This is a genomic window from Actimicrobium sp. GrIS 1.19, from assembly GCF_035984655.1.
GTDB lineage: Bacteria > Pseudomonadota > Gammaproteobacteria > Burkholderiales > Burkholderiaceae_D > Actimicrobium.
On the sequence record NZ_JAXCHT010000013.1, the window covers coordinates 1 to 21,560 of the forward strand.

Genomic DNA, 21,560 nt, shown 5'->3' on the forward strand with positions numbered 1-21,560 from the left:
TTCTGCCCAGTTTACAAGGGATGCGCTAATTTATTGAACGTATGCGGGAATTCTCGTGTGGCGTGGGTGGGGCGCACTTGTGTATAACGAGGTGGTATCAATGACCGTTCCGGCGCATTTGAAATTACAGGCGCTGCTTTATCACGCACCTGCTGCTTATCTGGGAGATATTCCTGCCCCATTGAAATCCTTATTGCCCAGTTTTATTGAAATCGAATCAAAAATCGAATCTGTCATTGCAAAGAGATTCAATCTTCCGATGCTGACATCCAATGTCATCCGCACGGCTGATTTACTGATTGAGGCAACCGAAAAACGCGATTTGGTGAACTGGACAAAGAATGACGGTGATGCGGAATATTGCACAAAACCACCTCCGCCACTGGGAAAAAACATTGTCCCATTAACGCCCAAGGAAGCGAAGATTCTGTTTCTCTCGTGCTTTGAAGTGTATTCAATATTGCAGGCCAAAAAACCCGATCAACCGGAACACCGGATGCATGCGCATCCGCCATCAGCCGGGAACAACCTGTCAATGACGTGATTCGACCAGTCCTGGTTGAAACAGAAATGGATTGCATCAGGGGTCACTGTCAATCCGCAGGGAATGGCCGGAATGCCCGGGCTAACCCGGTTGGTCAACCAGCCTACCGTCAGGGGATGCATCAGACGGAATGATCGACGGCCAATGCCGATCGCCTTTGACCGGGATCGGGGATCATCCATTCGAATTCGGGGCAGCCTTCGCAAGCGCGACACCGCCCCGAAAGAATAGCCGCCCGTGATGGCGCGGCGCGGCGACATCTAGGTCGAAAGATCAATCCGATCCGGACGCTTCCTGGCGTTTTCCGCCATGACTGCAACCGCAGGAAAGGCGCCGTCGAGGTCGCGCTCAGGCTTGCTGTCCTGCGCTGATGCGCCCCGTTTTTTTCTCGACCCGACACTACTCATCGATTTCAGCAATTGCGGATTGAGAATGGTAATGGTCCTGTTTTCAACGCGAATCAGTCCGGCTTCGTCAAACGACGACAAGATCCGGCTCACCGTTTCCAGCGACAGTCCGAGATAACTGCCGATATCGCGCCGGGTCATGCTCAAGTTGAATGACTTTTCGGACCAGCCCAGCTGGCGGAAGCGCTCGGAATTGAGCATCAGGAAGCGTGCGACGCGCGCATCGGCGCCCAGCGTTCCCAGTACCCCGATCATCATTTGCTCTCGCACCAGTTCATGGCTCATGGCGCGGAAAATCGCCTGTTCGAATTCCGGTTGCGCCTGAAAAATCTCATTGAATTTATAGAACGGCAAGAGGATGAGATTGCATTCAGTCAGGGCGATCGCTTCGGAAACGTAGTGGCCCGAATGAATGCCATCCAGACCAAACAGATCGCCGCGCATCGGAAAACTCAATACCTGTTCGTTACCGAGATCGTCGCAGGAACTCACCCGCACAAACCCCGAATAAACCACATAGACCGTATCGAACGGTTGTCCAACCGTATGAATGCGCTCTCCTGTCTTGAACCGCATGTGCTGTACCAACATGCTGTTTTCCCTCAGGACCAATGTGCGCGGCAGAAAATTCCGGAGGACTTCACCAAGAATATTAATGCTCGTCCAACGCCCTCGTTCACAATACTTTCCAGGTTCCATGTTCTGTAGTGGCGTTGATGTTGGCATACCGGTGGATGACACTTGGTAAATTTGCTTGGATAACATGGGCAGCTCCTGGACCACGATGAAATGACATATTTTGAAATTGAATCGGCACAAGCTTGCCGTCACGTGAGACGAGTACGGTGCATCTGAAAATAAATAACAGCACGCCGCATGCATTCGGCATCGCTTTCAATTACTCACTCCAGCAACTCGATCAACGCATTATTTCTGTCACGAATTTCAACATCATATGACCATCAACCTCGTACAGAAATTCTGCTTCGCCAACGAGAAATTTGTCGATTACTCCTCATCAGCTACCAATAGTATTTCACACGGAATACCTTTTTGCAAACAAAAATCTTATATTTTTGGTATTTAATTTTTCCACACCGAAAAACCACAGTAAATGTTTCTCGGGAGAATTGAATACATGAATCAACAGAAACATTGGCGTGCGGGGAGCGAATTAAAACCGGTCGGTTTTAAAATAACCGATGACTTCCTTTATATTCCGTAGAAATTACCAAGAATAATCCGTCGCAACGAACCCTTGCAACGAAAATCACGCAAATGGATTATCTGGAATGGCGCAATTTCATGGGCGAAATGCACCGGGAATGGCGCCGGATTTATCCGCGCACAGAGAATTTCCCGGCATGATCAGGCCGACTTTCAGTTGGCCTTGACTACCAAAAAACGTTGCTGCGAAGCGGTCTTTCTAATGCGACAAGAACGAACAGCGCTCCGGACAAAACAGCACATCGCGCGTCATCCCGCCGAAGAACCATTCCATCAGCCGACCGTGTCCGTAGGCCCCTGCCACCAGCAGGTCGGCATTGCGATCATGCGCGATGGTCAGCAATTGCGCCGCGTCGTCGCCACGCGACACCACCGTGTGTGCTTCCGCCGCGATCTCGTGTCGCTTGAGCCAGTTGACAATCTCGATCAGGTGCGCGCTGGATTCATCGGCATTCACGGCCCGGGTAATCTCCACCACCACCACCCGCTCGGCCTGCTTGAGCAATGGCAACGCATCAAAGATTGCACGGCGTGCTTCCCGCGTGTCCTTCCAGGCGACCAGCACATGCGACAGCGACAGCGTCGCCACATTGACCGGGACGATCAGAACCGGGCGCCCGACCTGCATCACGAACGCGCCGATATTCATCGCACGCGTGGGATTGGCATTGCCGGTCTGGCACGATGCGGTGATGACGAGGTCGGCACTGCGCGCCTCGCTGGCGAGACATTCGGCCAGCGGCTGAAAGGTAATCAGGGAGCGCCAGCCAACCGATCGCGCATGCGGCGTCAGCGCTGCGCGGAAGGCGTCTTCCGCCGCGCTCATTTCGGCGCCAATTTCGGTGCGGTCCTTGTCGTAAATGTCGGCCGAGATAAAGCCATCGCTGTAGACCACCTGGACCGGCTGGCAGGCCGCAATGCCGATCACATCGGCGCCAAAACGTGCCGCCAGCTGGCCGGCAACCCGCAACAGGTTCGGACTGGTTTTTCCCAATTCCATCTGCACCATCATCGTTATCGAGGCCACGATATCCTCCTGCGCAATGTCGATTGCGTAATATTTAGACAACAGTAGACCTTGCATTGTGACGCTGGATTGATGTGGATCAATTCGGGATGATCTGGACTCCTTGGCTCGGTGGGGCGATTTTATTTTCCAGGGTCATGATGCAGATCACCCCGCGGCAACGACGGCGCCGTGCACATTCGTCATAATTTATTTTCCATTCACAATCAGGACAGGAGCTGGATCATGACCAGAACCGCACTCGTTACTGGTGGCACCCGCGGCATTGGCAAGGCTGTTTCGCTGGCATTGCAGGCGGCCGGATATCGTGTCGGCGCGGTGTACCGGAGCAATACCGACGCCGCGCAGACTTTTCAGAAAATGACTTCCGTACCGGTATTTCAATGGGATGTAGCCGATTTTGAGGCATGCCGCAGCGGCGTGGCGCAGGTCGAGCAGCAATTGGGACCGATTGACATCCTGGTCAACAACGCCGGCATCACCCGTGACGGCTTCCTGCACAAGATGGATGCGGATCAGTGGTGGCGCGTCATGAATACCAATCTCGGTTCGGTATTCAACATGTCGCGGCACGTCATCGAAGGGATGCGCGAGCGGGGCTTCGGGCGCATCGTGAACATCAGTTCGATCAACGGCGAAAAAGGCCAGCTTGGCCAAACCAATTATGCGGCCGCCAAGGCCGGCATTCTCGGCTTTACCAAGTCATTGGCGCTGGAGGGCGCGCGCAAGAACGTCACCGTCAATGCCATCGCGCCCGGCTACTGCGATACCGACATGATGGCGTCGGTACCGGAGCAAACGCTGCAGGCGATCATTGCAAGCATTCCGGTTGGCCGCCTGGGGACGGCGGAGGAAGTGGCACGGATGGTTGCCTTTCTGGTCGCGGACGAGGCCGGATTCATCACCGGCGCCACCTTCGATATCAATGGCGGACAGCACATGTAAGTCGCCGCCAGACGCTTACAGCACCACCACCCGGTCGGGCAATTCGTTGCGCCCGCCGGCAGTAGCGGGAAAATGACGCGTCAATTGTTGCGTGACGGCGTCAATGCCGCCAACCACCGCCGCCTCGTTCTCGCCCTGACGGAAGGCCTGCTCCATCGCCCGGCAGATCGATTCCCACGCCGCCGCACCGACCTTCGCGTGAATGCCGCGATCGGCCACGATCTCGACATCGCGATCGGCCAGCAGCAAATAAATCAGGATGCCGTTGTTGTGTTCGGTGTCCCAGATCCGCAATTGCGAAAACACCTCGATGGCGCGCGCTCGCGCCGATTGCCCGCTGAGCAGCGCGCGGCCCGGCAAGGCGCCCTCGACCACAAAGCGGATCTCGCCAAGGTGCCCGCTCTCGCTGCGTTTGATCGCCTGTTCAATGAGGCTCAGGCTGCGCGCCGGAAACGCCCGCCGCACCTGCCACTCGGTCATCAACAGATGTCGTGCCACGCGTGCCAATCCCATTACCATCTCCCAGACGCGCCGCCGCCGCCAAAGCCGCCGCCGCCACCGCTGAAACCGCCTCCCGACCCGCCCGACCCAAAGCCACCGCCGCCGCCGAACCCGCCAAGACTGCGCATGCCACCGCCAAACAGCGTGACCACCATTGCGATCACCCCGGCGATGATGGCAATGAACAGCGCGCCGGCGAAAAACCAGGCCACCAGTCCCACCAGGCCGCCGGTTACCAGCGCACCCGGCAGACGTCCGAGCAGCGCGCGCAGCACGCCACCGACCACCAGCGCCACAATGAAAATGACCGGCGCAAAGTGTTCAATGCCAGCCGCGCCAGCGGCACTGCGCGGCGTCGGCGGCGGCAGCGCTTCGCCACTGACGACGCGGATCATCTGATCGACGCCGGCCGCAATCCCGCCATAGAAATCACCCTGCTTGAAACGTGGCGTGATGATTTCGCTGATGATGCGTTTGCTGGTGACGTCGGTGAGCGCGCCCTCGAGGCCGTAGCCAACTTCGATGCGCAAGGCGCGGTCATCTTTGGCAATCACCAGGATCGCGCCGTCATCGACCTTCTTGCGGCCCAGCTTCCACTGCTCGGCCACGCGCAACGCGTATTGCTCGATCGGCTCCGGTGCCGTGGTCGGCACGATCAGCACGGCGAGCTGACTGCCTTTGGCGGCTTCGAACGCCTGCAAGGTCTGTTCCAGCGTGGCCGTCTGCTGCGCCGTCAACGTCGCGGTTTGATCGGTCACGCGGGCGCCGAGCGGCGGCACGGCGACCTGCGCGAACAGCTGGAACGGCGCGCACAGCAGCAGCGCCAGCAAGGCCGTGCGCAACATGGTCATTTTGGCGTGGCCGGCGTCGCACCAAAATCGACTTTCGGCGGCGCGGAGATGGCCTTTTCATTCTCGACAGTGAAATTCGGCTTGACCTTGTAGCCGAACACCATTGCCGTCAGGTTGGACGGGAACGAACGCACCGTCAGGTTGTAGCCCTGCACCGCCTGGATATAGCGGTTGCGCGCGACCGTGATACGGTTTTCGGTACCCTCAAGCTGCGCCTGCAAATCGCGGAATCCGGCGTCGGATTTGAGTTGCGGATAATTTTCCGTCACCACCAGCAGGCGCGACAACGCGCCCGACAATTCGGCCTGGGCCGCCTGGAATTTGGCGAACGCTACCGGGTCATTGATCAGCTCCGGCGTCATCTGGATACTGCCGGCCTTGGCGCGCGCGTTGGTCACACCCAGCAGCACGTCCTTTTCCTGCGCTGCGTAACCCTTGACGGTGCTGACCAGATTGGGAATCAGGTCGGCCCGGCGCTGGTACTGGTTCAGCACTTCGGACCAGCTGGACTTGATCTGCTCATCGTTGCTCTGCAGCGTGTTGTAGCCGCAGCCACTCAGACTCAGGGTGAGTATCAGGATTGCCCAAAATTTACGCATTATGTTCTCCGTGGATTTCTGTTTGATTGCGCTTGCGTGCCAACTTAACTGCCAGCTTGTCTGCCAACTTACCGGCCCGTTTCCGGACCTTCCAGCAACTCCATTTTTTCTCCCAACGACTCCGAGATCCGCAACAGGCGCCCTTCGGCATTGTCGAGTTTGCCGACGCTGGGCAGATCGGCCGGCGCCACCCGGGTGCCGACGATGCGCGGCGTGATCAGCACGATGGTCTCGGTCGACACGCCGGAGTCCTCGGTGCTGGAGAACAATCGCCCGATGCCGGGCAATTCTCCCAGAATCGGCACGCCAACCCGTCGATAACCGCTCGAATTCTTGATCAAACCCGCAATCAGTATGCCCTGTCCATCGTCGGCCACCAGTTGCGTGGTGACTTCGGTGGTCTTTTTCGAGGGAATCCCGGCCGACACACTGCCCGAACTGACCTCCGGCCGGATCTTCATCATGATCCGTCCGGCGGCATCCACCGATGGCGTCACCCGCAGGATCACGCCGGTTTCGAGAAACTGGATCGACTCGGTGGTGACGTTGTTGATGGTGGTGGTCAGCCGGTATCCCAGCTTGTCACCGATATTGGTGGTGGCCTCCTGGTTTTCAAGCGTCAGCAGTTTGGGCGTGGCCAGCGTATGCACGCGGCCCTTGTTGGACAACGCACTCAGGTACAGCTCGACATTGCGGTTGACCACATTGAAAAACAGCCCCGGCGCGCCGCGTGTGGCCAGCCCGGTGGTGCCACCCCGGTTGACGCCATCGGCGCTGAAGACGCGGGTCCAGTCGATGCCGAAATTTTCGCCGGTATCGAGGGTGATCTCGAGGATCTTGGCTTCGATCATGATCTGCTGCGGCTGGGCGTCGATTTCACGCAGCAAGCCTTCGATGCGGCGCAAGCCGTCGGCGGTGTCTTCCACGATCAGCATGCGGCGCTGGTCCAGCACCGTGATCTTGCCGCCGCGCGACACATGCTTGGCCAGCACGTCGGCAATCAGCCGGGGATCGGAATACTGCACTTTCATCGAGCGCACTTCCATCTTGCCGGACACCTCGTCGAGCGGCGCCTCTTTTGCATCACTGATGACGTAGCCGCCGCCGCGCTGGATCACGCTGTAGCCGCCGGCTTCGGCAATCGCAAAGATCGCCTGGCGCACGGTCAGGTCATAGAGGTTAACCGAGACATTGCCGCCGACACCGCGCGCCAGCAGGATGTTGACGCGCTCCTTGCGCGAGATCATTTCGAACAGCTCGGCAATCGGCGTGTCGCGAAACACGAACGACATCAGCTCCGGTTTTTTGTCCGGCACCGACTGGGCCCCGGCCGAGATTGCCAGCAGCAGCAGCGCACTGCCCATCACGCATTTGAATGTCATCGAAGTCTTTCCTTGTCCAGCATAAGGGTGATCCGGATCCCGTCCTTGATCAGAATGGCGCTGCGTTCGCGCACCGTGACCAGCGTGTAGCCATTGACCGATTCGCCCACCGCCAGGATTTTTCCGCCGATATTCACCAGCGACTGGTCGCGATCCAGCATGACGGCGCGCAGGTCCGGCTTCCAGTCCGTTTCTGCGGAGCCGGGCACGGCCGAACGCGTCAACGGTGCCTGCGCCGGCCGTTCAAACGGATCGCGCAAACCTTGCGCCAGCGTGCTTGCGCTGCACAACGCGAGCACGGCAATAAGTACGCACCGGTTCATGGGCGGGGCTCCTGTGGCCGATAGGCGGCGATGCGGATTTTCATCGCCAGTTGCGGCGGCACATCGGTGCTCTGGATGTCGAACCGCACGATCGACAGCGTCGGCAGCGAATTTTCGATGTCGGCCATCCATGCCATCAGGGCGCCATAGCTGCCGCGCGCATCGAGGTCGAACGGGATTTCATCGAAAATCACGACGCGCCGGCGCGGTCCCGGCATGGCGCCGCTGAGCTGGACCGCGTGCCGCAACCCGATCCGGTCGACTTCGCTGATCAGGCGCACTAGCATCTGGTCGGGCGAGCGCGCCAGATCGGCCGTATCGAGATCGCGCGAGAGCAGCGCGATTTGCGCGGCGAGCCGGTCGTTCTGCTGGCGCAATGCGCCGGGGTCGGTTGCCGTGACGGTCAGCCGTGCCTGTTCGCCGTGCATCAGCGCCAGTCGCGCCAGTGGCGCCTGAATCCCGAGCACCCAGAGCAGCGCCGCCACCAGCAGCAGTACGCCGGCGAACAGCAGCGTCAGTTGCCGTGCCGGGATGCGCGCGAGCAGGTCGAGTATCTTGTTCATGGGGTCGCTCCACGCTGGCTGCGGGTGGCGGCAGTGACATTGAAATCGATCACCTGCGCGCCCTCGGCGGCGCGGCCGCTGCTGTTGAGAAAACGCACATCGGCAATCGCAGGCTGGCCGGACAGGCGGTTCAGGAATGCGGTCAGGGCCGCATGGTCGATCGCCTCGCCGCTGATTTCAATGTTCTTTGACAGCTGCCAGGTGCGCGTCTCGGCCGGCTTGCCGACTTCTTCCATCGGCAAGACCACCAGATAGCCGGTTTGTGGCGCGGCAACCGGTGTCGCCGGCAGCAGCTGCTCTTCGCGCGAAAAGCGCAACTGCTTGAACCAGACGCCGCGATTCAGGGATTGGTCGATTGCCACGCCAACGCGCGCGATCTCGCCCGCACCGCGCAGCGCAGCCAGTGCCGCCAGGCGCTGCTCGAGCGTCGCCTTGGCCACTTGCGCCAGCGCCAGCTGCTTGCTGGCCGCATCGCTCAACGCCGTGCGCGCGCGCAGCTGCGCCAGGCGCGGCTCCTCCACCGCAATGCGCCAGTGCAGTCCGGCGATCAGCAGCGCGCCCAGCACCAGCACGCCGGCGAGGCAGCCGCCAAACAGCCTGACGCCCCGCGCGACCCGCACGGCATCGCGATAACTGCGCGGGATCATGTCGATTTCAGCCATGTCGATAACCTCGCAAAGCCAACCCGGCGGCCAGCGCAAAACCCTGATCAATTTCGGTGCCGCTGAGCACACCGGGCTCGCGGCCGAAGACACTCAACGGATCGAGCAGTTCGACCGGCAGCGCGATCAGTTCGTCGATGCGATCCTGGATGTTCGGATAGCGCGCCACACTGCCATTGAGGTAAACCCGGCTGACCGAGTTGCCGCGCGTGCGCGAGGCGACATACACCTGGGTGCGGCTGAGTTCATCGGCCAGCAGGGCAAATTCGGGATGCAGGATTTCCCGAATGGTATGGCCGATATCGCGCTGCGCGAGGCCATTGGCATGGGCGCCGCGCGTCTTGGTGCCAATGCCGTGTTCGCACAGCAGGCTGTGCGCGATGTCATAGCTCAGCCCGAGCGATTTGGCCAGTTTGGTGGCCAGCTGGAATTCGCCGAAATCGATTTCGCGGTCGAGCATCAGGCGCCGGCCCCACACCACCGTGATAAAGCTCTTGGCGACGCCGAAGTTAATCAGCATGACCGACTGCTCGTAATCGTCGCGCTGCATCGCTGCCAGCAAGCGCGCAATCGCAGCCGGGCCGATATCGAGCGAAACCGGATCGAAGCCGACCGCGCGCAAGACATCGAGGTATGCCAGCACGTCGTCACGCCGCGCTACCGCCACCAGCACCTGCCGCTCCGGTTCATTGGCTTCGACATTGCGCACGTGGTAATAATCAACCACGCTCTCGGCAGCCGGGCCACCCAGCTGATCGCGTACCGCGCGCGCTACCGCCTGCTGCTCGTTCTGACCGGCGCCGACATGCACGGTCAGCGGCAGAATGCGCACTTGACCCGGCGGCAGTGCCGGCGACACCCGACGGCCGCTGAACGCAGCCTGCGTCAACGCCTGCCGCACGAAGCTTTTCAATGCTGCAGGATCGGCGAACAGGCGCTCGCGCTCAACCGGATACGGCACCGACACGGCGGCGCGCAATTCTGGCATGGCGATGTCGCCGCCAAGCTGCAGCAGATTGAGCCGGTGCACGCCGAAATCGATACCAATCGGCGCCATTTGCGGTCGTCGCAACAAAGAGCGCCAGTCCATCAGTCGCACTCCAGCGCAGCGGCTTGCTCGCAGACGTGATTGCCGCCGTCGCGTTTGGCCTGATACAGCAACGCGTCGGCCAGCTTGTAAGCCTGGTCAATATCGATTGCAGTGTGCGGCGCAAAGGTGATCAAACCGAGGCTGACGGTCGGCATCGCGCCGCCGACGGCCAACCCGGCCAGGCTGTCCAGTGCGGCGCGAATGCGCTGGCGGACCGCGTCACCGCACATCAGCAACGCGAATTCATCACCGCCCAGACGCACCAGATATTCGTCCGGGCCGGCCAGTCCTGCGAAGGCCTGCTGCATCGCCTGCAGGACGCGGTCGCCATGGAGATGACCGAAGTTGTCATTGATGGCCTTGAAACGATCGAGGTCAAACAGGCCGAAGCAACTGCGCAAGCCAGCGCGGTGATGGGCGGCGACCACGCGGTCAAAGTCCTGTTCCAGAAAACGCCGGTTGAAGGCACCAGTCAGATGATCGCGATTGGCCAGTTCCGACATGTCGAGATGAGCCTGCTCCAGTCCAAAACGCATGGTCAGGTCATGCTTGCGCAACCCCAGCGCACGGCTGACCAGCGCCAGCGCGATCAAGGCCGCCACCAGCATCAGGAATTGCAGCACCCACAAATCCAGCGCCGAAAAACGCGTGCGGCTCAACCAGGTCGAGGCGGTAAACATCAGGTAAATGGCGCCAGTGGTCATGCCCGCTTCACGCAATCCCCATGGAACCACCGGCACCAGCATGAACAGCACCGCCACGCTGAGCAGCAGCATCATGTGCAGTTGCCCCGAACGTTGCGCCAGCAGCACCAGCGAGGAGCCGCACACGATCAGCAGCAGCATGCCGAGCAGATTCAAGGCCCGCACTTGTGCGACGCGCCCGGCCGACAAGTGAATGTGCAGCGCCAGCGCGGTCAGCACGGCATACGTGTAAACATAGCCGGTGCCAAGCTGGAATACCGAACACAGCAGCGCCGCCGTTGCCAGAAACAGTAATGCCACCAGACTCAGCAGCGCGATGCCGTCGCGGGTGTCGCGGGTGATGTGTGGTTCCGCATAGGCGCTCAATGCGCTGCCGCTAAAGGTGGTCGACGACCAGACATTGCGCAGCGCAGCGCGCGGCGCGTCGAGCCAATCGAAGGTGCTGCGTGTGCTCATGCGCGGTTCCGGTGGTAATGCATTAGCAGGGCGGCGCGAAACTGATCGCGACTTGTGGTCGAAGCGTCGGGATAAATCCGTATTCAAAACTATAAAAGCGCGCGCCGACCAGCGGTCCGTCGGGCTTGACCAGCAAGCCGTAATTGGGCAAGCCCTTGGCGTACCAGCCGTCGACCAGCGTGGTGATGTCCCAGCTATACAAAAAATTGGTTGTTACCGTGATTGCCGCGATGTTTCCAGCATCATAATCGGCGCCGCTGCTGCCCCATGCCGTGCCCGCCGTAGCGTTATTCCAGGTCGCCGCCCCGGAGTCCCAGTCGCGCAGCATGCGGTGAACACTAATGACTTTGCCGCCGAGGCTGGAGTTGTCCTGATACTTGGTCAGCTTCAGATCGGCCTGCAGAATCACGGCATCGGTCGGGATGTTTGGTTTTGGCGCGTCAAACTTGAGCAGCGCGTTCGAACTTCCCTGGTTCAGTTCGAGATACGGCGTACCCGTCATCGGTGTGGTTGGCGAAGCGCTGCTGATCCAGATGTCACCGGAAGTGCCGCCGCTCTGCAAGGTCGTATTGACGTCGTTGCCCAGATCATGCACGACGACACTCGAACGCGTGAGCTGAACCCGCGCGCCGCCCGCCGAGATACCGGTGGCGACAATATTGAGGGTCTTGCTGCTGCCCTTGCTGACCACTGCAGCGTAAGTGCCAATCCCCGCAATCGGAGTGGTAGCGACGTCGTTATAATTTTTACAGCCAGCCTGCTCGTTGCGCCACTTGGCCAGACTTAAGCCGGCCTCGGCCAGATACCGTGCGATATCGGTATCGCGTTGCGTCTCGGCGTTCTGTGCCGTCATTGCGCCTTCGTGGCTCATCGCATAAGCAAGCGCGGCGATGATCGCCAGCGTGGCGGCGACCCACAGCAGGACCACGCCGTGTTGTGCATTTTTCGGCGCCCTCATCGCGCACCGCCGAGTCGCATTTGCTGCGTCGCACTAGCTTGCAAGTCCCCGCGCGCGAGCGTGATGCTGACCACAATCAGGGTCTGCCCGGCCGTCACCGGCGGCGACGTAATGCTGAAGCTGCCGACCGGCTCGGCCAGCACATGGCTGACACCAGCAATGGTCTCGGTCAACGCCAGCGTGCCGGCGACAGAACCGGCGCGCAAGTCATACAGGGCCGGATTAAGCCAGGTGCCGGAACTGGTGTTGTCGGCCTTCGGCGGCAGCAGACTGTTGGTGCCCTGCCCCACCTGCAGCGCGATGCGCTGCATGGCAAATTGCACCTGCTGTTGCAGAGCCTGCTGGTCGGCGTTGACGGCGCCGAGCGCGGCGGTGTTCGACAGCAGACGCATTAGCGGCGCCATCAGCAGCCCCGCAATTGCTAGGCCGACCAGCAATTCGATCAAAGTCACCCCGTTCTGGCGGGCGCGCATCATCGCGCCACCAGCGTGGTCAGCGGAAACTGCGCAACGGCCCCATCAGGCACCGAGGCATTGATGTACAGCAGGCCGGTATCGGCGTTCGGAAAATTCGGGAAACCATCCGGATTGTATTTTGCAATATAGATATTGCGGGCCGGGCACTGGCTGTCAGCTGCCAAAGAATACGTGGCCGAGGGCGTGGCCAGCGTACCGGAAGCCAGCACCAGATTGTGGTACGGCTCGGCGATGACTTTTTCCATCTGGTTTTTGATGCACAGCATCGCGTGCCCCTGCGTCGCGACGATTTGCGGTGCGCTCGCACCATTGCGCAATGCGTTGGTGGCCGGCACGATGCAGACCGCCAGCAGCACTGTCGCCAGTACCACCTCGACATACGAAAAACCAGCCGCGCGGCGCTTCATCGGTTCAGGGCGACGCAGTGACGCGACCGGTCGAGGCATCGACGCTCAGCGTGCGCTGCAAATTGCCATAGGCCAGTACCACCTGGCCAACCCCGAGCAAAGCCTTGAGATCAGGCGGATTCGGCCCAAGCACATTCACCGGCGCTCCATCGGGACCGAAGCCAAGCTGGCTGGCGCTTGAGCCGCCGGAAAAATTGAAAACTGAAGTAATGATCTGGCTACCCTTGATACCCGTCGTAGTCGTCAGTGAAACGCTGTAATTTTTTTTATCGACAGGATTGCTGACCGGGTTGCCGACGTCTTCGACCGGCGGCTTTGGTCCCATGTCGAGCGCGAACACCCGCACCGTTTCGGTCGCCGGGTCGATCCGCACGACGCGATAATCACCGGTACGGATTGCCTCGGCCTGCGCAAAGCGCACCGCCTGCGCGACTTCCTTGACCGCCGCATCCAGGATCGATTGCTTGAGCGGTTCGGCACTGGGCAGGGCAAATGCCGACGCGATGCCGACAATCGCCAGCACCGCGAGCAGTTCGGCCAGCGTATGGCCGTGCTGCGGGGGTGGCCTGGTTGCCATGACGAGCGCGCGCGCCGGACTGGTTAATGCTTGTAGTAAGGCGTGGCCTTGCTGTCGGTGGCATTGCTGTTCATGACGATCTGGCCCGACTTGGTATCGATGGCCCAACCACCGGTCGCCGCTGTCGGCACGATCGCCGCGCCGGTCGCGGTGGCGACGATTTCAGCTGCCAGCGAACCCTTGTTGCCGATCGGTTCGACCGGAATATTCTGACGCAGATACGGCCCGTATTTGTAAGTGGTGTCAGCGATGGTGCATGAATTGCCGGCCGCATCGGTGGCCGCGGTCAACTGATCGATGAAGGCCTGCGCGCCAATTGCCGTCGCCGTTCCCTTGACACCTGGTGAGGCGCACCCGGCGCCGGCATTCGACAGTGCTGCGCCCGGATACAGGCCGTTATGCTGGATCTTGTACAGCTCGATGGCCGAGCGCATTGCGCCCAGGTTGGCGTCCAGCGTGGACTCCTTGGCGTCGACCGTGGTGTTGGTGAATTGCGGAATCACAATCGCTGCCAGAATCGCCAGGATGATGACGACGATCAGCAACTCGATCAGGGTAAAGCCGAGTGCTGCGGAGCGCTTGAACTGTTTGTACATGGTGATCTCGTCAGATTAAAAGTTGATAAAACAAAATAGAAGAATGCGTAGTAAGTGTCAGTCAGCAGAGCAACAAACCATCAGTTATGTGGTGGAAAAACCGCCCATTGTAAAAACTTAGTGCACCGCCCGTGACAATTTGAAAATCGGCAGAATCAGCGAGCTGACAATGGTCCCCACCAGCACGCCCATCACCAGCAGCATGACCGGCTCGGCCAGTCGCGCCATCTGGTTAAGCTGCTTGGTCAATTCGCGGTCATAAAAATCGGCGATGCGTCCCATCACCCGGCCCAGCGTGCCGGTTTCTTCGCCGGTGCTGATCATCTGCCGCACGCTGACCGGAATGAAGTAGCTGTGCTTGAAGCCTTCGGCGATGCCCTTGCCTTCGGTGACTTCGGTTTCCAGCTGCAGCAGGAACTGCTGGAACTCGGCGTTCGGCACCACTTCGCGGCAGGCCGCCAGCGTCGCCAGAATCGTCACGCCGCGCTCCAGCGAAATACCCATCACCCGCATCAGGCGCGTCAGATAAATCTTGGCGTAGATGTCCCTGATGACCGGCACGCGCAGCTTGAGGCGATCTAGTGCAAGCAGCGTGGCTGGCCGGCGCAGCAACAGCATTACTGCCGCGATCAGCCCGCCGAGGCCGGCCAGGACTTCGGTCACGTGTTTGGTCAGCAGATCGCTGGCGGCAATCAGGATTTTCGTGGTCACCGGCAGCTCGTTGTATATCGAGGCAAACAGCACCGAAAATTTCGGGAACACGAACATCAGGATGAACACCACCACCGCTACCGAAAACACAATCAGGAAGGCCGGATACGACAAGGCCGATACCAGCGTGCTGCGCAGCTTCTCCTGCTTCTCATCCATATCGACCAATTGATCGAGAACTTGAGGCAAAAAGCCACCGGCTTCGCTGGCCGCGATCAGATTGATATACGTCGTCGGAAACAAATCCGGATGGCGCACCAGCGCCTCCGAAAAACGCCGTCCGGCGACGATGTCGTCGAGCATCTCTGCAATGATGTCCTGCAGTCGCGGATTGACGGTTTGCTCGTACAGTGATTTCAGGGCGCCATGCAACGGCACGCCGGTTTCCAGCAGGAGCGACAACCGTTCGGTAAACAAAATCCGGTCCTGCGCACCAATGCGTGCCGACGACCACTGCAGCCAGGAGCGCGCAGCGCGGCGCGGTGCAGCAGACGCGGCCGCGCTATCGTCGTCGAGTTCGAGCGCCATACGGCTAGACCGAATGCACCACGCGCGCGATTTCCTCGGGCGTGGTCTCGCCCTGGAAAGCGTGCGCCATGCCGTCGGCGTACAGATCATGATGGCCGCGTCGCGCGACGTGCGCGGCCATGTCTTCCTTGCTGGCGTTGGCGATGATCATGCGCTGCAGTTCGCCATCGACTTCCAGCAGCTCGTAAATCCCCATGCGGCCCTTGTAGCCGGAGTCGTAGCAGGACGGACAGCCGCGTCCGCGCGCCAGCTTCAGGTCGCCCTGCCCCTTCCAGCCATAGGCTGCGGCCACCGCCGGCGGCGCCAGATAGCTGGTCTTGCAGGTGCCGCAAATGCGCCGCACCAACCGCTGCGCCATCACGCCGATCAGCGCCGACGACAGCAGATACGGCTCGACGCCCATTTCCACCAGCCGCGCCACGGCGCCGAGGGTGTCGTTGGTATGCAGCGTGGTCAGCACCAGATGGCCGGTGAGCGCGGCCTGCACGGCAATTTCGGCGGTCTGGCGGTCACGGATTTCGCCGACCATGATGATGTCGGGGTCCTGTCGCAACACATGCTTGAGGATCTTTGGAAAGGTCAGGCCGATGGCGTCGTTGACCTGGTTCTGGTTGATGATGTCGAGCTGGTATTCGACCGGGTCTTCGATCGTGACGATATTCTTTTCGATGCTGCGCAAATGGCTGACGGCGGCATACAGGCTGGTGGTCTTGCCGCTGCCGGTCGGTCCGGTGACCAGAATCAGTCCATGGCTGCGGCCCAGCAGCTTCTTGAACAGCGTGACGGCATCGGCGGTCATGCCGAGCTTGTCGACATCCAGGATCGACTGGTTCTTGTCAAGCACGCGCAGCACGACTTTTTCGCCGTAAATGCCTGGAAGCGAACTGAAACGCAGATCGACCGTGCGTCCTTGCGTGGCGACCTGGATGCGGCCGTCCTGCGGCAGGCGTCGTTCGGCGATGTCGAGGTTGGCCATCACTTTCAGGCGCGAGACAATCGCCGGATGCAGCTCGGGACGCGGCGACATGACTTCGTACAGGATGCCGTCGATGCGCAGCCGGATGCGGGCGCGGTTGCGCGAGATCTCGATGTGAATGTCACTGGCGCCGTCGTGGATGGCGCGCTGGATCACCGCGTTGACCATGTTGATGACCGGGCTCGCGCCAGCCTGTACATCGATCTGGGTATAGTCGTCCGGAATCTGGTTTTCGATCAGCTCCAGATCGTCGGCGGTGCTGTGGATGAAGTCCGGCATGCTGGCGCCGCCGTAGGCATCGTCGCGCAGCCGGTTGATCTCGCCGGGGGCGGCCAGCACCACCCGGATCTTGCAGCCGGTGCGCGCCTTGATATCGTCAAAACTGTGGATCGCCTGCGGCTCGCCGGTGGCCAGTGTCAGCGTGTTGTGCACCACGAACAGCGGGATCACATTCAGCCGTTTGGCGACGTCGCGGTCCAGCAGCGCCACGGCAACCGGGTCGTACAACCCGCTGCGCAGCGTCACGTAGGGCAGGCCCAACTGTTCGGCCAGCGCCTGAAACAGATGCGCTTCGGTCAGCCATTTTTTCTCGACCATGATGAAGCCCATGCGCTTGCCGGTCTGGTCCTGCAGGCGCGCTGCCTCGGCCAACTGCGCTGCGGTGACCACCGCGCGTTCGAGCAGGATGTCGCCCAGCTTGCGCTGGCCCGGCGCGCGCGGCGGGCGCGGCGCGGACACCGGCGCGTCATACAGCGGCAATTGCTCGGCCAGGCCGGTGACGGTCAGGATGTCCTGTACCAGCACGCTCGGGTAGGCCACTTTCAGCCAGCCGCCCAGCGCCCCCAGCCGCGCTGCGGTGGCGACCATCAGTTCCAGGGCGCGGCCCGACAGCAGCGCCACCTTGCCGAGGTCGATCACGATGGTGATGCGGTGCATCGCCACGCAATTGGCGATGGCTGCTTCCAGCGCCGCAATCGCTTCGTCCGCCACCAGCGCCATGGTCGGTGCGAGATACGTCATCGCACCGATCCGGTTCATGGTGACGGCGTCGTCAAGCATGCGTCACAACCACATCGCGCTGAATTGAGAACGTCTGCAACCAGGCCGGCTCCGTCAGGCAGATTTTCTGGAACACTGCGACGATGTCGGGATCGAGCTGGCTGCCGGCGCAACGCAGGATTTCGGTCATTGCCGCTTCATGGCTGCGGCCGGCCCGATAGGCGCGCGAACTGGTGATCGAATCGTAGGTGTCGGCCACCGCGATGATGCGCGCATTGAGCGGAATATCCTGTCCGATCAGCCCGTGCGGATAGCCGCCGCCGTCGTATTTTTCCTGATGATGGCGCGCGCCCGGCACGGCGCCCTGGAGCCGGTCGATGTGGCGCAGGATTTCGTAGCTGCGCTCCGGATGCACCATGATGAAGGTGAATTCGTCGCGCGTCAGGCGGCCCGGCTTGCACAGCACCGCATCGGGAATCCCGATCTTGCCGACATCGTGCAGCAAGGAGCCCCAGAACAGGTTGTCCAGTTCGCGCGGGGCCAGATTCATCGCTGCGCCAATTTCCATCGCAATGTGATGCACCCGTTCGGAATGGCCGCGGGTATAGGGGTCCTTGGCTTCGACCGCTTCGATCAATGCCGCCGCCATCTGCGTATTGAACTTGCTGGTTTCGGACAGCATGCTGTACATGCGCGACAGACCCGACAACTGGTTGGCCAGCATCTCGCCCAGCTTGCGGTCACTGTTGCTGAAATTGGGTTTGTCGTTATGATTGACCAGCACCAGGATCGCCACCACCACGCGTTCGTGATACACCGGGCAGCACAGGATCTTGAATGGCAGGTCGGTAAAAATGTAGGCCCGGCGCGGATCGTCCATCTCGTTGATGACCACCGACTGGCGCGACGAATTGGCAAAGCGGAACAGGTCGCCGCGCATTTCGACCAGCACCAGATCGAGGTTGTGAATCGGCTTGCTCAGGTTGGTGGCCGAAAGGCACAGGTTTTCGCCCGGCTTGACGAACGCGGCGACATCGGCGTTCATTTGCTCGGCCCAGCTGCGCAGCAACCCTTCGAACAGGTCGGCGCTGTTTTTCATTTCGCGCACCTGGCGGTCGACCGCGTAGACCAGATGCAGCTCTTCGTAGCGCTCCGACAGCTCGCGCGCCATGGTGTTGAGTTCGCACTTGAGGCGGTATTCGTCGGCGATGCCGGCGCCGAGGTCTTCCAGCGTTTCGGCCAGCACGTCCCAGGACAACGGCGCGGCGTCGAGCCTTGCGGTTTTTATCGCCAGAAAGCTGAGTGGGTGGTTGTTGCCGTCGATCGGCGCGTACAGCAGGGTCGCGTCGCCGCTGTCATAGCGTTGCATGCCGGCGCCGACGCAGGGCCAGGCAAAGCCGTTCTGCTGCAAACCCTTCAACCATTCGCCCAGACCGGGCTCGGTCTCATTGCACCAGACCGGCTTGCCGTCGCCGTCGCAAATCGCCATGGGATAGGTCACCCCGGTGGCCCGTTTGAGCCAGCGCGCATAAACGTCGAAGTCCATTTCGGACAGGGTTTTATCCTGCATTGCTGGTCTCCGGATCGCTCGCCAGGGCGACGAAATGTTTGGCAAGGCGCACCACCAGCTGGCGTGGCGACAACGGCTTTTCGAGGAAATCGATATTGCTCAGTTCGCGCACCCAGCCGCGCTCCTCCATGGCGGTCATGGAAGTCATGACCAGAATCAGAAAGGTACGCTGCGCATAGCGCTCGCGCGCGGTGCGGCACAGGGTGCGGCCATCCATGCCGGCCATCTGGATGTCGGTGATCATCACATCCGGCGCAAAGTCGACCATCTTGTCGAGCGCCTGGTTGCCGTCGTTGGCGCTTTCGACGTGGTAGCCCTCGCGTTCGAGCATCAGCCGCAGGATGCGGATGACATGCGGCTCGTCATCGACCAGCAGGATTTTTCGGATGGTCATAACACGTTCTCGCCTTGCATCAAGGCCGGCATTTTCTTGAGGTGAATCGCGAACTGGCTGCCGGCGCCAAGCGTGCTGGCCAGCGTCATGCGACCGTGATGCAGCTCCACGATCTGACTCGCCAGATACAGGCCGAGGCCATGTCCGCCGCGCGGATTGACATCGCCCTCGCGCACCCGGTAGAACTTTTCGAACACATGCAGCTGGTCTTCCGGCGCGATGCCAATGCCGCTATCGGTGACGGTAATGACGACGCTGTTGTCGCCCTCTTCGGCGATCAATGCGACCCGTCCGCCGTTTTCGCTGTACTTGATGGCATTGTTGAGCAGATTGTTGAGCGCAATCCGGAACAGGTCCTTGTCAATCGAGACCGCCGCCATGTCGCGCGGCACCGTGATCTCCATCGTCATCGACTTGATTTCGGCGCGTGGCAAGGCCTGGTTGAACGCGTCGCGCAACAGGTCATCGAGCTTGACGCGACTGCGCTCCGGCGCCAGGCTGCCCATGTCGAGCTTGCTCACATTGAGCAGGTTGTTGACCAGCGAATTCATTCGTTCCGTTTCATCCCGAATCACATTGATGGCTTCGATGCGCAATGCATCGTCGTCGGCGCTGGCGCCCTGCAGGATTTCGCTGTACATCGCCAGCACGTTCAGTGGCGACTTCAGTTCATGCGAAACGTGCGCCACGAAATCGTTGCCGGCCTGCTGTCCCAGATGTTCACGCGTGACATCGCGCAGCACGATCAGCGTGCCGAACGCCATCATGCCGGCCCCGCCCACCAATGGCTGTGCGGTGGCGCACACGCGCTTGTGCGGCACCTGCAGTGGCGAAAAATCGATCAATACCTGACGGCCCGCATCGGCGCTGTCGTGGCGGTAACGCGCGCACAGCGCGAGCAACGCGGAGTCCTGGCACCAGGCCTCGATACCGGTCGACAGGACCTGCTGGATATCGACGCCCAGCAGCGGTTCGATTTTGCCGCTGGCGAAGGTGATCTCGCCGGCAGGGTCCATGATCAGCAGACCATCCGGCAAACACTGCAGTACCGCATTCATCTTGTTGCCGCTGTATTCCAGCAGGCGACCATTGGCGAGCGACTTGATGCCATCCTGCTCCAGCTCGCGGATGCGGCGCGTGGCGTCGTCGAGATAACGATGCAGCGTCTCGGCCAGCACGCGCACATCAATACTGGCGGGCGCGGGCGGCGCGGCGGCGTCCTGGCGCATGGCCTGCAGCTGGCGCGCAATCGAACCGAGCGGGGCCAGTTCGCGCTTGATGCCGAAATACACCAGCGGCACCAGCAAGAACATCGCCAGCGCGAGCAAGGCAAAGAACGGCAAGTCCTTCAAGGCGATCATGCGCTCCGGCTCGAAGTAGCCGACCCGCACGAACGCCTTCGGATTGCCACCCTCCATCACCGGTCCATAGAATTCCCGTATGCGGCGATCCTCATGCGGCGACAGCAGCGCGCGCTCACCATACAGCGACGCGGTACCCGCTGGCAGCGGACCGCCCGGCACCAGCGTGCCCGGGCTGGTGACTTCAGCCAGGATCGCGCCGGCCGGCGTGGTCACGGCGACGTAGCCGAAATCCGGATTTTCGTAGTTCATCAGCAGCGACTGCAACACGCTGCGTTCACCGTTGGTGGGCGCCAGCGCGGCCAGCGACAGTGCCGTCAGCGAGCGCGTCGCCGCCACGCCCTGGACCCGGATCTGCGCCGCGTGAACACGTTGTTGCCGCTGCAGCAGGAGGCCGACCACCAGCGCGATGATCAGCAGCGAGGAGACGATGAGCAGAATACCCAGGCGATTGTTTTTCATGATGCATTCAGGCCTGGTGGCGGTTCGACATGGTCGTACCGGGTGGTAATGCTGCCCTGTGCGGGCGATTCTTCTACGCTATCCGTCAAACAAACAGCGCCAAAAACCGCTAGCGCTGGAAGTGAGATGCTGGACAAACTGTGATCGCCCTGCCGATTGTTCCTGAACGCAACTATAGGGGTTTCGTCACAACAGATCAAACAAATAACGGGAAATCTAACGAGATTTGTCGCACTCGTGTGCATCACCTGTCGCGGGACTGGC

General features: G+C 60.8%; 23 protein-coding genes. 2 read left to right on the top strand and 21 right to left on the bottom strand.

The window, feature by feature from the left end:
• Window positions 1-100: 100 nt before the first annotated feature.
• The gene (locus tag RCH09_RS10630) at window positions 101-544 is read left to right on the top strand and encodes a hypothetical protein (RefSeq protein WP_326941063.1); all 444 of its coding nucleotides are present in this window, start codon (window positions 101-103) and stop codon (window positions 542-544) included.
• Between the two features lie 260 nt (window positions 545-804).
• Here RCH09_RS10630 and RCH09_RS10635 read toward each other — a convergent pair whose 3' ends face one another.
• A complete protein-coding gene (locus RCH09_RS10635; protein ID WP_326941064.1) occupies window positions 805-1,716 on the bottom strand; it encodes a Crp/Fnr family transcriptional regulator in 912 nt (303 codons plus the stop codon).
• A gap of 661 nt (window positions 1,717-2,377) precedes the next feature.
• Window positions 2,378-3,247 carry a universal stress protein gene (locus RCH09_RS10640; RefSeq protein ID WP_326941065.1) on the bottom strand — a complete coding sequence of 290 codons (870 nt, stop codon included), beginning with the start codon at window positions 3,245-3,247 and terminating at the stop codon, window positions 2,378-2,380.
• A gap of 183 nt (window positions 3,248-3,430) precedes the next feature.
• On the opposite strand from RCH09_RS10640, the gene phbB reads away from it, so the two are divergent.
• Complete coding sequence (gene phbB / locus RCH09_RS10645) at window positions 3,431-4,150, top strand: acetoacetyl-CoA reductase (RefSeq protein WP_326941066.1); 720 nt, start codon at window positions 3,431-3,433, stop codon at window positions 4,148-4,150.
• A gap of 15 nt (window positions 4,151-4,165) precedes the next feature.
• Here the strand turns inward: phbB and RCH09_RS10650 are convergent, their stop codons facing one another.
• The 19 genes from RCH09_RS10650 to RCH09_RS10740 form a co-directional block, all read right to left on the bottom strand.
• Complete coding sequence (locus RCH09_RS10650; protein WP_326941067.1) at window positions 4,166-4,663, bottom strand: TPM domain-containing protein; 498 nt, start codon at window positions 4,661-4,663, stop codon at window positions 4,166-4,168.
• Window positions 4,663-5,502: a TPM domain-containing protein gene (locus RCH09_RS10655; protein ID WP_326941068.1), complete on the bottom strand. Its 840-nt coding sequence runs from the start codon at window positions 5,500-5,502 to the stop codon at window positions 4,663-4,665. The genes RCH09_RS10650 and RCH09_RS10655 overlap by 1 nt, the downstream gene beginning before the upstream one ends.
• Window positions 5,499-6,101 carry a LemA family protein gene (locus tag RCH09_RS10660; protein WP_326941069.1) on the bottom strand — a complete coding sequence of 201 codons (603 nt, stop codon included), beginning with the start codon at window positions 6,099-6,101 and terminating at the stop codon, window positions 5,499-5,501. Before RCH09_RS10660 ends, RCH09_RS10655 begins: the two co-directional genes overlap by 4 nt.
• A 68-nt stretch (window positions 6,102-6,169) precedes the next feature.
• Window positions 6,170-7,483, bottom strand: coding sequence for a type II secretion system protein GspD (locus RCH09_RS10665; protein WP_326941070.1), 1,314 nt, complete (start codon window positions 7,481-7,483; stop codon window positions 6,170-6,172).
• Window positions 7,480-7,806 (bottom strand): hypothetical protein, encoded by a 327-nt coding sequence (locus RCH09_RS10670; RefSeq protein ID WP_326941071.1) that lies wholly within the window; start codon window positions 7,804-7,806, stop codon window positions 7,480-7,482. Before RCH09_RS10670 ends, RCH09_RS10665 begins: the two co-directional genes overlap by 4 nt.
• Window positions 7,803-8,369, bottom strand: a complete 567-nt coding sequence (pilO, locus tag RCH09_RS10675; protein ID WP_326941072.1) for a type 4a pilus biogenesis protein PilO — start codon at window positions 8,367-8,369, stop codon at window positions 7,803-7,805. Before pilO ends, RCH09_RS10670 begins: the two co-directional genes overlap by 4 nt.
• A complete protein-coding gene (locus tag RCH09_RS10680) occupies window positions 8,366-9,031 on the bottom strand; it encodes a PilN domain-containing protein (protein ID WP_326941073.1) in 666 nt (221 codons plus the stop codon). The genes pilO and RCH09_RS10680 overlap by 4 nt, the downstream gene beginning before the upstream one ends.
• Window positions 9,024-10,121: a pilus assembly protein PilM gene (gene pilM, locus RCH09_RS10685; protein WP_326941074.1), complete on the bottom strand. Its 1,098-nt coding sequence runs from the start codon at window positions 10,119-10,121 to the stop codon at window positions 9,024-9,026. The genes RCH09_RS10680 and pilM overlap by 8 nt, the downstream gene beginning before the upstream one ends.
• Complete coding sequence (locus RCH09_RS10690; protein WP_326941075.1) at window positions 10,121-11,281, bottom strand: GGDEF domain-containing protein; 1,161 nt, start codon at window positions 11,279-11,281, stop codon at window positions 10,121-10,123. The genes pilM and RCH09_RS10690 overlap by 1 nt, the downstream gene beginning before the upstream one ends.
• Before the next feature lie 22 nt (window positions 11,282-11,303).
• Window positions 11,304-12,239 carry a DNRLRE domain-containing protein gene (locus RCH09_RS10695; protein WP_326941076.1) on the bottom strand — a complete coding sequence of 312 codons (936 nt, stop codon included), beginning with the start codon at window positions 12,237-12,239 and terminating at the stop codon, window positions 11,304-11,306.
• The gene (locus RCH09_RS10700) at window positions 12,236-12,715 is read right to left on the bottom strand and encodes a type II secretion system protein (RefSeq protein ID WP_326941077.1); all 480 of its coding nucleotides are present in this window, start codon (window positions 12,713-12,715) and stop codon (window positions 12,236-12,238) included. Before RCH09_RS10700 ends, RCH09_RS10695 begins: the two co-directional genes overlap by 4 nt.
• On the bottom strand, window positions 12,712-13,122 hold the full coding sequence (locus RCH09_RS10705; protein ID WP_326941078.1) for a hypothetical protein: 411 nt from the start codon (window positions 13,120-13,122) through the stop codon (window positions 12,712-12,714). Before RCH09_RS10705 ends, RCH09_RS10700 begins: the two co-directional genes overlap by 4 nt.
• Before the next feature lie 4 nt (window positions 13,123-13,126).
• Window positions 13,127-13,699: a pilus assembly FimT family protein gene (locus RCH09_RS10710; RefSeq protein ID WP_326941079.1), complete on the bottom strand. Its 573-nt coding sequence runs from the start codon at window positions 13,697-13,699 to the stop codon at window positions 13,127-13,129.
• Window positions 13,700-13,722: 23 nt separating this feature from the next.
• A complete protein-coding gene (locus tag RCH09_RS10715) occupies window positions 13,723-14,295 on the bottom strand; it encodes a type IV pilin protein (protein WP_326941080.1) in 573 nt (190 codons plus the stop codon).
• A 117-nt stretch (window positions 14,296-14,412) separates the two neighbouring features.
• Window positions 14,413-15,534, bottom strand: a complete 1,122-nt coding sequence (locus tag RCH09_RS10720; protein WP_326941081.1) for a type II secretion system F family protein — start codon at window positions 15,532-15,534, stop codon at window positions 14,413-14,415.
• Window positions 15,535-15,538: 4 nt separating this feature from the next.
• The gene (locus RCH09_RS10725; protein ID WP_326941082.1) at window positions 15,539-17,569 is read right to left on the bottom strand and encodes an ATPase, T2SS/T4P/T4SS family; all 2,031 of its coding nucleotides are present in this window, start codon (window positions 17,567-17,569) and stop codon (window positions 15,539-15,541) included.
• Window positions 17,562-19,079 (bottom strand): HD domain-containing phosphohydrolase, encoded by a 1,518-nt coding sequence (locus RCH09_RS10730; RefSeq protein WP_326941083.1) that lies wholly within the window; start codon window positions 19,077-19,079, stop codon window positions 17,562-17,564. The genes RCH09_RS10725 and RCH09_RS10730 overlap by 8 nt, the downstream gene beginning before the upstream one ends.
• Window positions 19,069-19,473, bottom strand: a complete 405-nt coding sequence (locus tag RCH09_RS10735; protein ID WP_326941084.1) for a response regulator — start codon at window positions 19,471-19,473, stop codon at window positions 19,069-19,071. The genes RCH09_RS10730 and RCH09_RS10735 overlap by 11 nt, the downstream gene beginning before the upstream one ends.
• Window positions 19,470-21,296, bottom strand: coding sequence for a sensor histidine kinase (locus tag RCH09_RS10740; protein ID WP_326941085.1), 1,827 nt, complete (start codon window positions 21,294-21,296; stop codon window positions 19,470-19,472). Before RCH09_RS10740 ends, RCH09_RS10735 begins: the two co-directional genes overlap by 4 nt.
• Window positions 21,297-21,560: the final 264 nt, after the last annotated feature.